This is a genomic window from Rhodospirillaceae bacterium (genome assembly GCA_018662005.1).
Taxonomy (GTDB): Bacteria; Pseudomonadota; Alphaproteobacteria; order Rhodospirillales; family JABHCV01; genus JACNJU01.
The window spans coordinates 218,020-230,815 of the sequence record JABJHA010000002.1; the positions used below are offsets into that span (position 1 = coordinate 218,020).

General features: G+C 54.2%; 9 protein-coding genes. 3 read left to right on the forward strand and 6 right to left on the reverse strand.

What is annotated here, in order from left to right; genetic code table 11:
* Nucleotides 1-19: 19 nt before the first annotated feature.
* The 4 genes from HOL66_00965 to HOL66_00980 all read right to left on the reverse strand — a co-directional run bounded on the left by HOL66_00965 (nucleotide 20) and on the right by HOL66_00980 (nucleotide 5,205).
* Nucleotides 20-1,648 (reverse strand): ABC transporter ATP-binding protein, encoded by a 1,629-nt coding sequence (locus tag HOL66_00965; GenBank protein ID MBT5242795.1) that lies wholly within the window; start codon nucleotides 1,646-1,648, stop codon nucleotides 20-22.
* Nucleotides 1,649-1,660: 12 nt separating this feature from the next.
* On the reverse strand, nucleotides 1,661-2,491 hold the full coding sequence (locus HOL66_00970; protein ID MBT5242796.1) for an ABC transporter permease: 831 nt from the start codon (nucleotides 2,489-2,491) through the stop codon (nucleotides 1,661-1,663).
* A gap of 6 nt (nucleotides 2,492-2,497) precedes the next feature.
* Nucleotides 2,498-3,457, reverse strand: a complete 960-nt coding sequence (locus HOL66_00975; protein MBT5242797.1) for an ABC transporter permease — start codon at nucleotides 3,455-3,457, stop codon at nucleotides 2,498-2,500.
* 104 nt (nucleotides 3,458-3,561) lie between these two features.
* Entirely contained in the window at nucleotides 3,562-5,205 is a 1,644-nt protein-coding gene (locus HOL66_00980) for an ABC transporter substrate-binding protein (protein ID MBT5242798.1), read from the reverse strand.
* A 394-nt stretch (nucleotides 5,206-5,599) separates the two neighbouring features.
* Between HOL66_00980 and HOL66_00985 the strand changes: the two genes are divergently transcribed.
* From HOL66_00985 to HOL66_00995, 3 genes are read left to right on the forward strand one after another with little or no spacing between them, the layout of a single operon-like run.
* Complete coding sequence (locus HOL66_00985) at nucleotides 5,600-7,027, forward strand: amidase (protein ID MBT5242799.1); 1,428 nt, start codon at nucleotides 5,600-5,602, stop codon at nucleotides 7,025-7,027.
* 6 nt (nucleotides 7,028-7,033) lie between these two features.
* On the forward strand, nucleotides 7,034-8,305 hold the full coding sequence (locus HOL66_00990; protein MBT5242800.1) for an acetyl-CoA hydrolase/transferase family protein: 1,272 nt from the start codon (nucleotides 7,034-7,036) through the stop codon (nucleotides 8,303-8,305).
* 32 nt (nucleotides 8,306-8,337) lie between these two features.
* Nucleotides 8,338-9,936, forward strand: a complete 1,599-nt coding sequence (locus HOL66_00995; GenBank protein ID MBT5242801.1) for an amidohydrolase — start codon at nucleotides 8,338-8,340, stop codon at nucleotides 9,934-9,936.
* A 32-nt stretch (nucleotides 9,937-9,968) separates the two neighbouring features.
* Here HOL66_00995 and HOL66_01000 read toward each other — a convergent pair whose 3' ends face one another.
* Both HOL66_01000 and HOL66_01005 read right to left on the reverse strand, forming a co-directional pair.
* Nucleotides 9,969-11,135 carry an acyl-CoA/acyl-ACP dehydrogenase gene (locus HOL66_01000; GenBank protein MBT5242802.1) on the reverse strand — a complete coding sequence of 389 codons (1,167 nt, stop codon included), beginning with the start codon at nucleotides 11,133-11,135 and terminating at the stop codon, nucleotides 9,969-9,971.
* Nucleotides 11,136-11,151: 16 nt separating this feature from the next.
* Nucleotides 11,152-12,789: an AMP-binding protein gene (locus tag HOL66_01005; GenBank protein MBT5242803.1), complete on the reverse strand. Its 1,638-nt coding sequence runs from the start codon at nucleotides 12,787-12,789 to the stop codon at nucleotides 11,152-11,154.
* Nucleotides 12,790-12,796: the final 7 nt, after the last annotated feature.

Below are 12,796 nucleotides of genomic sequence, written 5' to 3' on the forward strand. Positions count from 1 at the left end.
GGTTTTTCCTGAGTAGCGTTCATTGAGTTTCAGATGCTGCGGCTTTTCGGGACTGCCTCAGATCATCCAGCCAGTCGGGATCCATTTCCGGTACCGAGGAAAGCAAAAGTTCTGTGTAGGAGGCATGGGGCGGCGAGAGAATATCAGCCTTAGGACCTTGTTCGACGACGGAACCCTGATACATCACCACGATTTCATCGGCAATCGACTTCACCGTCGCCAGATCGTGTGTAATGAACAGGTATGAAACACCTAGTTCCTGTTGAAGGTTGAGCAATAAATCCAGAATTTCTTCTGCGACCAGTTGGTCGAGTGCCGAGGTAACTTCATCGCAAATAATAATTTCCGGTTCAGCGGCCAACGCCCGGGCGATACAAACACGTTGCTTTTCACCGCCCGAAAGTTGCGCCGGGTAGCGCTCGGCATAATCTTCTGGAAGTTCAATATGACGTATTAATTCGAGAACCTTTTCGTCACGCTGCTTGCCTTTCATTCCAAGATAGAACTCCAGCGGACGACCAATAATATCCTTGATTTTATGACGTGGGTTCATGGCCACATCGGCCATCTGATAAATCATCTGAACTGATTTCAGATCCTTCTTGGGACGGGATTTTAGATCAGGCGTCAAGGCGCGACCATGGAATTTCACAGAACCCTGAGACGGCGGCAGCAAGCCGGTAATAACACGCGCCAGGGTACTCTTTCCGCTGCCGGATTCACCGACGACAGCCACCGTTTTACCTTTTTTTATCGTTATGTTTATGTCTTCCAGGATATTGAACATCAACCCCGGATACGTCGCCGTGATATTGTCAATGTGAAGTTGGAGATCCTGATCATCGTAGTCGGGTAACGCATCGCGGACGGCTCGAACATTGAGTAGCTTCCTTGTGTATTCTTCTTTTGGGTTGGCCAACATTTCCCGGGCATTTCCAAATTCGACAATATTTCCGTAGCGCAAGACCATGATCTGGTCCGCCATTTGCGCGACAACCGCCAGGTCATGGGTGATGTAAATGGCAGCGACATTGCGTGCCTTTACGGCCTCCTTGATGGCACCCAGAACCTCGATTTGTGTAGTCACATCCAGTGCCGTTGTCGGTTCATCAAAAATAACCAGATCCGGATCTGAACCCAGGGCCATAGCCGTCATGGCACGCTGCAATTGCCCGCCCGATACCTGGTGTGGGTAACGATCAAGAATGGTTTCCGGATCAGGTAAATCGAGTTGACGGAACAGATCGATACAGCGCTCACGCGCTTCGGTCAAATTGGATTTTCCGTGCTGTACCAGTGATTCGGCGAACTGTTCGAACAAGGTGTGGGCAGGGTTAAACGAGGCAGCCGCACTTTGGGCAACATAGGTCACCTTGTTGCCGCGAATATTGCGCAGATCTGCTTCGGATGCCCCTACCAATTCATCCCCATCAAGCTTGATCGACCCTGATACGACACGGCAGCCGGGTTTGGTGTATCCTAGCGCGGTCAGGCCGAAGGTTGATTTGCCGGCCCCGGATTCGCCAATAAAGCCGATAATTTCACCACGCTCCAGGGACATCGACAGGCCGTGAACAATAGGTGTCCATTTGTCATCGACGTCCGCTTCGATCACCAGGTCCTTAATTTCGAGCAGTTTTTCAGCCATGGAAAATAACCTCTATTGATCGTCGCGCAGACCGCTTGCCTTATGCACCCAGCGATCGACCAGAAAGTTGATACCAACCGTCAGGGCCGCTATACAGGCGGCCGGCATCAGCGGATGGTAATATCCCCAGGCTATGCCGTCGGCGTTGCCGCGCACCATTGCGCCCCAGTCCGCCAGGGGTGGTTGCAGGCCGAGGCCAAGGAAACTCAAACTGGCGATTAGCAGGAAGACAAAGCAGAAGCGTACACCGAATTCAGCAGCAAGTGGTGTCATCGAATTGGGCAAAATTTCCTTGCTCATGATCCACCACATACCTTCGCCACGAAGCCTAGCCGCTTCGACATAGTCCATGACTTCAATATCCATGGCCACGGCTCGCGCAATTCGGAATACAGGCATGGAATAAATAATGCCAATGACCAACACCAGTGTAGGGGTGGCTGTTCCAACAGCTGACAGGACGATCAAGGAGGCAATCAGGGTGGGAATTGAAATAATAATATCGACGATGCGGCTTAAAACCTGATCAACGGCACCGCCCATCGTGGCGGCGATAAAACCGAACAAAGCGCCCGTCGTAAAGGAAACCGTTGTCGAAACCATCGCCAGCGTCATTGTGTTGCGCGCACCGTAAATCAGGCGGGTCAGGATATCGCGGCCAATCTGATCGGTGCCGAGAATGAACGTTCCTCCAATCGGTTCCCAGACATCGCCGACAAGCTCACTTTCACCGTACGGCGCCAGCCACGGGGCGAAAATTGCACAAAACGAGAAGAACAAAACGATAAACAGGCCAACGCGGGCGCTTGCGTTAAGGGCATTCCAAATGTTGATGATAAACATGCCGGATTACCGCCTGTGCCGCATGCGCGGGTTGGCCAACATCGACAAAACATCGGCCAGCAAAAATAAAAGAACATATACGGTGGCAAATACCATCGCCGTCCCCTGGATAACGGGTAAATCCCGGTTTAACACAGCATCGACGATGAGCGCCCCCAAGCCGGGATAGACAAAAACCACTTCGATCACAACGACACCGACGATCATGTAGGCGAGGTTCAGCACCACCACCTGAATAATCGGTGACCAAGCGTTTGGCAGGGCGTGCTTGACGATAATCCGACTGGGCTTCAACCCCTTGAGTTTGGCCATTTCAATGTACGGACTGGCCATCAGGCTAACAATTGAAGCCCTTGTCATACGCATCATATGCGCGACAGTCACCAGCATGAGCGTGATGACAGGCAATGCAGACGCCTCAAGCCGAGCCCAGAATCCCATGGAATTGTCGATATTTGAAATCGCCGGGAACCAGCCCAAATTGACGGCAAAAACCGCCATTAGAATGTAGCCGACAAAAAATTCAGGCGACGAAATGGTCGTCAGAGTACTTGTGGAAATCAGGTGGTCGATAAAGCTGTTGCGGTACAGGGCGGCAATAACGCCCAGCAGAATCCCGATAGGAACGGCAAATATAGCCGTCGTGCCCGCTAGGTAGAGGGTATTGCCAAGTCGTGGGATCAGTTGTTCCAAAACATCGCGCCTGCTGGCCAGTGAAAAGCCGAAATCACCCTGCACGATGTTGAAAAGCCATTCCACATAACGAAGGTGCATGGGGCGATCAAGACCAAGTTCCGTACGACAAGCCTGGACCGTTGCCGGTTCAGCCGCCTGACCAAGAACGGCCTGGCAAACGTCTCCGGACAATCCTTCAATTCCAAGCGTGATCAGGACGGAAACCCCGAACAGGATGAAGACGCCCGCTGCGAGGCGTTTAAGAACCATGGCCAATAGAAAATTGTTCATATTGAATGGACCGACACGCCAAATATTACAAAAAAGGGTGATCAGGTTTTTTTGACCTGACCACCCTATCTTTTAATTACAACAAGTTCAAATTCGGACTGGTTTTACTTAAACCACCAACGCGCTGCGCTGCGTCCTCCATCCAACTCGTAATTTCCGGCCAGCTTGCTAGGCATGCCTAACTTATCAGACGCTGCATCGACATTATTGGCGAAGCACGGAATGACGGCGCCACCCTCGTCGCGACAAATGCTTTGCATTTCCTGATAGATTTCGCTGCGTTTGGCCTCGTTTAACTCGGCTCGGCCGGCAACCAGCAATTTCTCGAACTTGGCATTGTCCCAGAAGGTTTCGGTCCAGTTGCCACCGGCGGCATAGCCAATGGTGAACATCCAGTCAGCGGTCGGGCGACCACTCCAATAACTGGAGCTCCACGGAACTTTCATCCAGGTGTTGGACCAGTATCCGTCCGGCGACGCACGCTTAACGGTCAGATTGATGCCGGCCGCTTTCAGGGACTCGGCGTAAAGTTGGGTCGCATCAACGGCTCCTGCGAAGGCTGCGTCAGACGCAGACATTTCCACATCCAGGCCACTCATGCCGGCTTGCTTCAAGTGCCACTTGGCTTTTTCGGGGTCATATTTGCGTTGCGGAAGATTTCCGGCATGGTAGTTCTGCGAGGTGCTGATCGGATGATCGTTACCCAGAGAGCCATAGCCGCGCAACACGGTTTTGACAAACGTTTCACGGTCAATACCAAGTTTCAGGGCCATACGCACATCGTTGTTATCGAACGGAGCTGAGCGTACATCCATGGGATACGTGTAGTGCTTGGTGCCTGCTGCCTGCATAACATTTACGCCGGGTTTCTTGCCGAGCAGGGGAGCCGTTTTCAGATCACAACGGGCGATGGCATCAACCTGTCCCGTCGCCATCGCATTCATGCGTGAGGCCGCGTCGTTAATCGCGGTCATCCTGACCTCGTCAAAATTACCTTCATCGGGCTTAAAGTAACTCTTGTTACGCATCAGGTGAGCACGCACACCGGGCTCAAATTCCTTGATGCTGTAAGGGCCGGTACCGTCGCCGGCAAGCCAATCGACTTTTCCGTCTTTAGCTGCGCCGATCGTAATGTGGTAGTCGCTGAGCAGGAAGGGGAAGTCGGCATTGCCACTTTCCAGTTCAAATATCAGTGTGTCTGGGCCGTCCTTCTTAATATTGCCCATGGATTCGGCAACTGATTTAGCCGCTGACTTTGCTTCTTCACCCCGGTGATGGGCGATTGACGCCATGATGTCGTCTGCGTCCAGGGTTTTGCCGCTGTGGAATGTAACGCCCTTGCGCACCTTGACCACCCAGGTCTTGGCGTCCGATGAAGGTTCAAGGCTTGAGGCCAGTTCTGGAATGGCCTGACCGTTGGCATCCACTTCAACGACGCAGTTACGAACGGTACCCTGAGCCATATTGATCATAAAGACGTCACTGTTGGTGCCGGTGTCCATATTATCGCCGGTGTTGGCGGAACCCAGCCCGACCCGATAAACACCGCCTTTTTTGGGCGTCGCCGCCAAAGCATTCGAGGCTGATGTTATAATTGATCCCGCAGCGGTAAGTGAAACACCCCCTGCCACAAGCCAATTTGTGACCTGGCGGCGAGTGACGCCACGGCGCAACCCGGTCGAAATGATATCCCGGTCTGCCGCAGACAAGCTGTTATATGTTGGTTGATTCCTGTCGTCCTTTTTCATGAAAGTATCTCCCTGTTTTTTTGAGCCTGAGGCTCATTTTTTCAACAACAAAGGAACATTTATTGTCCCCATATTGACAATGATGACATTTTTAAATCGTTGTTAGCTACTCGTAACCTGAGCCTTTTTTTAGGCTTTTTTAAGGCACGTCCCCCCAATGGATTATTACGAACAGTTTCCAGAATTAGTAAATAATGGGGAGACAAAGTCCGTAAACCGATAAAAAACTGGCATAGCGTAACATTTTCATCACACGAAAGGGAATTTTTATCACTTTTGTTCAATTTGCCATCGCCGCCAGAAAAGGCCAGAAATTGGGCAAATTATTTCCCGTTTTTCCTCATTTAATCGTACACTTTCTTCTGATCAAACTTTTTTCCCGGAGCCTGAATTAATGGATGAACTTGCTTTTCTTGACGCCACGGCGCAATCCGATCTGGTGCGCCGCCGGGAGGTTACAGCGGGCGAACTGGTAGATGGGGCAATCAGCCGGATCGAGCGCCTTAATCCACAATTGAATGCGGTTATTTTCCCCCTGTTCGAGCAAGCCCGGGCCGCTGCCAGGACGGTCCCAGAGGATGCGCCATTTGCGGGCGTTCCGTTCCTGCTTAAGGATTTGGTCGCCGAACTTGCAGGTGTGCCACTATCCGATGGCTCCGCCTTTCTGGCAAATCATAATATCCCGACTGAGGATAGTGAACTTGTGCGCCGTTTCAAAAAGGCGGGCTTTATCATTCTTGCCAAAACTAATTCGTCGGAATTCGGACTTATGCCGACGACCGAACCCGAACACTTCGGTCCGACACGAAATCCATGGGATACAAACCGCGGCACGGGCGGGTCAAGCGGCGGCTCGGCGGCCGCCGTGGCATCGGGCATGGTCTCTGTAGCGCACGCCAATGATGGCGGTGGATCGATCAGAATTCCGGCGTCCTGCTGCGGTCTGGTCGGCCTGAAACCGACACGAGGCAGGAACTCCTTAGCGCCGTCCTATGGCGACATTGCCAGTGGCATCATTCACGAACACGTTGTCAGCCGTTCGCTCAGGGACAGCGCCGCCATTCTGGATGCCACATCGGGCCCCATGCCCGGCGATCCCTACATCCCCCCCACCCCGGAACGTCCCTACGCTCAGGAAGTCGGGCGGGAACCGGGACGGCTGCGCATAGGTTTTGGAACAATGCCACTGACCGGCGCACCGGCTCATGCGGACTGTATCACCGGGGCGAAGGCCGCAGCCCGCCTATGCGAGCAGTTGGGGCACGACGTGGATGACGCGTCGCCGAGTGTTGATGGTGGTATGTTGTTCAAGTCGTTTGGGGCTTTAATGACGGGCTATCTGCGCTGGGTCATTGATGATTCTGCTCGCCGCACCGCCCGCACCCCGACAGAAGATGATTTTGAACAGGTGACCTGGAAAATGTACCAGAACGGCAAACGCCAGAGCGGTGGAGATTACCTTCTTGCTTTGCAGGATTTACAACGGGTGAGCCGCGATTTCGGTGAATTCTTTAACGATCACGATGTCTGGCTGACACCGACTCTGGCGCAACCGCCGGTGCCGATCGGTTACTTCGATTACTCGCCGGAAACCCGCGATCAGCATCTAGCTCACCTGGGCGATTTCACCGGCTTCACCCTGATCGCCAACGCCACCGGGCAACCGGCAATTTCCCTACCGCTGCACTGGACAGATGACGGCCTTCCCGTCGGTATTCAATTGACCGGTCGCACCGGCGACGAGGCCCTGTTGATTCGCCTTGCAGCCCAATTGGAACAGGCACAACCCTGGTCTGACCGTCGACCGCCGATTAGCGCCTGAGCCGCCATGACCCGATGGATTGATGCTGACCAAGTCGCCGCTCTGCTGAAACCGGGCATGACAGTCTTCATCGCCGGTGCGACCGCGGAGCCAAGAGAAATTATCGCCGCTCTATCGCGCCACGGTGAAGCCTGCGCCGGAGTCCGCTTCGTCTCGGTTTGCGTTCCCGGCATGAATGGCGGCAATTTTACGGAACTTCATGATGATGCTCAGGCGACGGCGTTCTTCGCAACACCGGAAAATCGGGAAGGAGTGGCTAACGGGCGGATCGATTTTGTGCCAATGAACTACCGCGCCATCTTCGATTATCTTGCGCAAGATGTGGATATTGATACCGCAATCCTGCAACTGCCGCCCCTTGGGGATGGAGATACTTTTAGCCTGGGGATTAGCGCCGACTTTTCGCCCACGGTGATCCAAAAAGCGGGAATGGTGATCGGTGAGATCAATGAACGCCAACCGTCGCCTGCCGATACCCAGAGATTTCCCGTATCCGGGCTTCACTATGCGGTCGCATGCGAACGGCCCGTTCCCACTTTTCCGCCTGCCCAACTGGATGACACGGCGCGCGTTATCGGCGGGCATGTGGCTGACCTGGTCGAAGACGGGTCTTGTATTCAAATCGGTATTGGATCAATCCCCGAAGCGGTCCTTTCGGCCCTTCACGATAATAACGATTTGGGTTTGCATTCAGGCCTGATCGCCGGTGGTGTCATGAACCTGGTCAAAAACGGCAATATGACGGGACACAAAAAATCCATTGATACGGGCACACACGTTACCGGCGTGGCGCTTGGCGATGATGAACTGATCGACTGGGCGGGCAGCACACCTGAAATTTCCTTCCGCCCGGTCAGCTATACCCACGACCCAGGTGTGATCCGCCAGATCGACAATTTCGTTTCCATCAATTCAGCCCTGGAAATTGACCTTTTCGGCCAGATCAATGCGGAAATGATTTCAGCTCGGCAAATCAGCGGTCCCGGTGGCGCGGTTGATATGATGCGCGGCGCCGCGCTGTCACGGGGCGGACGGTCCATTGTCGCCTTGAATGCGACCGCAGGGGGCGGCCGATTTTCCCGTATTGTCGCAGCCTTGCCCCCTGGTAACGCGGCGACGGCGCTGCGCACGGACGTGGATTATGTTGTCACAGAATACGGGGCCCGAAGAATTCGCCATTTGTCGGTTCGGGATCGCGCCGAAGCCCTGATCGAAATCGCCGCCCCTGAATTCCGCGATCAGCTACGAGAGGACTTTCGGGCTCAACACATCAGGTGAAATGTCATCTGTAAATCAAAGAAGGGTCGGTTATGAAAAGGCCAGCAAAGCAAACAGCCATCCAGTGGGTCGATGATCGCTCTGGCGACTTATCGGACTGGAACCAGACTATCTGGCATTACGGCGAAACGGCATGGCGCGAATACAAATCGGCCGCCTGGTACGTGCAGCGTTTGCGGACCGAAGGTTTCGAAGTGGAAGAAGCGAGCGGCGGCATGCCGACAGCTTTTGCCGCCACCTGGACCAACGGCGACGGCCCGACAGTGATGGCCTACGCCGAATACGACGGCCTACCCGGAAATTGCCAAAAGGCAACAACTCATCGGGCCCCCCGCAAAGGGCTTAGCCCCCACGCAGGCGGACATACGGATCCTCATTCGGCCCTCGGCATGGGTGGATTAGGCGGCATACTTGCAGCCAAGGCGGCGATGCAGGAACTGGGCCTCGGCGGCACTCTAAAATTTATGGGTGAGCCTGCTGAAAAAGTGCGCGGCTCCAAACCCATCCACGCGGCCCACGGCTACTATGACGGCGTCGACGCCATTGTCAGCTTTCATCCCTGTTATATGTTGCCGCTTTCGAACACCACGCGCTGGGACACCCATTGCGGCCCTTGTTATGAAATTATCTATACTTTCCTGTGCGAAGAGCCGGAAACCTGGTTGACCTCGGCCAACGACACTCCCATACCCGTCGCTCACACCACGGCTCGGGCGCCTGGCGCAAACGACGCTGTCGTCGCCATGTATACCCTGACCAAGATGAACAAGGAATCGATGCTCGCCCATACTGGCGGCTGGTCGATAAACGAGGCCATCCTCGCATCAGGTCAGGCGACAGGTGACAACTTACCGGCCCAAATGGCCCAGATACTCTATACCGCCCGGGCGCCGAGCCTGGAGATGCTGGACTCGATTATTCAGGTCCTCGACAACAATGCCGAGGCAGCCGCCGCTGCCTCTCATTGCACCATCGAGCGCAATTGGGTCAGTAAATCCCGTCCCGGATTGGCCAACCATGTTCTGGCCGATGTCACATATAACAATCTGGCCGAAATCGGCGCCCCTAAATTCGGCCCAAACGCCATTCAGGCGGCGCAGGAAATCCAGAAAAATCTTGGCCTGGAATCTATGGACATGCCATATCTAGAAGCTTGTGAAAATTTGATAAAACCGCAGGAAGCCGAAAAATTATTGCGCCGCGATTTACCGGAATGGCAAACGCACTCTACTTCTGATGATTATACCGACATGTGCTGGCAGGCGCCGACGGCCAGGCTCTATATTGGCCGGCCTATGATGAAAGCGCCCCCCGGTTACCGTTATCCCGATTGGGCGATGAACGCGCTCGGTGGAATTCCGGCCTGTATTGACCCCATGATCCTGACCGCCGCCAAGACTATCGCCATGACGTTAATCGATTTCCTGACCGAGCCGGGTTTGATCATTGCTGCAAGGGAAGAATTCAACAAGCGGACCGGGGGCGGCATTGGCGGCGATAAATGGATACCTCCCCTTTGTGACTACGAACCGCCGCTTGATTTCCCATGGCCGGAATACATCACCACGGCCCGCGGCGAGGAATGGTGGATACCAGCACGAAAATCCGGCTGCACCACTCACAGAGAGTAAATTGAAGTTCCTGTAGAAGCCTTCACAAGGCCTTAGTACGACTTCGGCAAGCCGAGGGCCTTTTCGGCAATATTACAAAGGATTAACTGCGGACTGATCGGCGCCAGTCGGTTGATCAGAACTTCCCGCATCAGCCGTTCAACATGAAATTCTTTCGCATATCCCATGCCGCCGTGAGTCATGACAGCCCGGGTACATGCCTGGAATCCGGCTTCGCCTGCCAGGTACTTGGCGGAATTGGCCTCCAGCCCGCAGGGTTGGTCGGTGTCGTACAGATAAGCCGCTTTCATGGCCATCAGGAAGGCGGCTTCCAGTTCCATCCAGCTTTCAGCCAAAGGGTGCTGAATAGACTGGTTTTGTCCTATCGGGCGATCAAAGACGACACGGTCCTTGGCATATTGGCTCGCTCGGGCCAGCGCATTCTGGCCAATTCCTATGGCTTCACAGGCGATCAGGACCCGTTCGGGGTTGAGGCTGTGAAGCAGGTAATGGAAACCCTTTCCTTCCTCACCGATGCGGTCTTCTTCGGGAACCGGCAAGCCATCGATAAACGTTTCGCAGGAATCAACCGCCGCCCGCCCCATTTTCGGTATCGGCCTGACGTCACAATAATCGCGGTTCAGGTCTGTAAAGAATAAGGTCATGCCATCTGACGGCTTTTTGCATTCATCCTTCGGCGTGGTCCGGGTCAGCAGCATGATCTTGTCTGCTTCCATGGCCGTCGACGTCCATATTTTTTTACCATTGACCACATAACCGCTGCCACTGCGTTCGGCCCGGGTTTTGATGGATGTGGTGTTCAGGCCGGCGTCGGGTTCGGTAACGCCAAAGCAGGATTTGATTTGGCCTTCAATCAGGTCGGGCAGCCAGCGCTGTTTTTGTTCTTCGTTGCCAAAGACAACAATCGGATGGGGCCCAAAAATGTTGATGTGAATGGCCGAGGCCGCCGCCATGGCGCCAGACGAATTGGCAACCGTGTGCATCATCAATGCGGCGTCGGTGACACCCAGCCCGGCACCGCCGAATTCTTCAGGCATGGCAATGCCAAGCCAGCCGCCTTCGGCCATGGCAGAGTAAAAATCATAGGGGAATTTGCCTGTGCGGTCGCGCTCCAGCCAATAGTCGTCATCGAAATTGGCACAGGTTTTGCGCACCGAATCGATAATTGCTTCCTGATCCGGTGTCAGCGAGAAATCCATATGTCCCTCCCCGCGTTCATGCTGTTATTCCCGGCGTTGCGTTGATGTTTTTTTGCTCGATGTTTTCGCGCAAGGCGATGCGTTTCAATTTGCCCGATGATGTCATCGGCAAGGCGTCGACATACTCCAGTTTTTCTGGCCATTTGTACTTTGCCAGTCCCTGACGTTCGGCGATGTCGACAATATCGGCCAGGCCCAACTGATCGTCATTTTCGCCTGCGATGAGACAGGCGCAAACCTTTTCACCCAGGCGATCGTCGGAAATTCCAACAATGGCCAGTTGTTTGATTCTTGGATCGCGATACAGGGCTTCCTCGATTTCCGCCGGCGAGATATTGGCCCCGCCCCGGATAATAAGTTCCTTGCGCCGACCGGTGATGTGAAGCAGCCCTTTGGCATCTAACCTTCCCATGTCGCCGGTTCGGAACCAGCCGCCGGGCATGAACAACTCGTCATTTAATTCCGGGCGTTTGAAATATCCCATGAACATGGACGGCCCCCGCATAATGATATCGCCTTCATCCCCGACCGGGACTTCTGCGTCATCTTCAGAAATAATTTTAAGTTCCGTACCCCAAAAGGGAACGCCGTCCGATCCTGTTATGTCTTCGTCAGGCATGTCCGGGCGGCAGGTCGTTCCAACGCCCTCTGTCATTCCCCAGATTACAGTAGTCAGGGTTTGCGGAAGTTTTTCTCTCGCCTCACGAAGCAGGTCCGAAGGTACCGATGCGCCGCCGCACAGGACGACTTTCAGGGCAATGGAGCTGCCATACGATTGGAACTTCTGGCAATTCAGCAAATCGCGGATAAGGGTCGGTGTCGCCATTGAGAAGGTTGCCTTTTCGCGCGCCATGGTTTCCAGGGCGCGTTCCGTATCCCATTGATCCTGCAGAATTAAATGTGCGCCCAGGAAAATGGCGAGCCTGAGCCCATGACCATAACCGCCAGAGAAGCCCAGCGGCGCCGCCATGTAAATAATATCGTCTGAGGTCAATTTATAGCGGTGGGTGACGACCGTATTTAAGGTCGTGAAGCTGTTGGTGCTGTGCATGACACCTTTCGGATCACCTGTCGATCCAGACGTAAACAACAACAGGGAAAGTTCAGACGGCGACAGCAACTCGACGGGTTCGGGTTGATCGGCGGGCGCATTCGCCAACAGGGCATCGAAGGTTAACCAGCCTTCCTCATCCTTGTCATGGCCAACCGATATGCGCAGCTCCAGGCTGTCACACTTGTCAGCGATGCTGTTTATCACCGAGACATAATTGACGCTGCGAAACTGGCCTGTCACGGCCAGTCCCTTTGCCTGGGCGGTTCTAATGACGCCGGCGTACTCATGGGCGCCGCCGACAAAAGGCATATGGACGGCAATGGCACCGATGTAATCAAGCGCCAGGGCAAAGGCCGTAACCTGATACCAGTTCGGCATAGAGACGATAAACCTGTCGCCGCGATTGATACCGTTGGCCTGCAGGGCGGCGGCCAGGCGCCCGACCTGGGCGGCCAGATCAGCATAAGTGACGTCACCGAATCGATCATCCGTAACGGCTATTTTATCAGGACTGGATTTAACGGCTCGCTCGAAATACCAGGTCAGATGACGGTCCGCCCAATAGCCCTTTTCCAGATATGTTGCTGTATTATCTTTCACGTTTTTC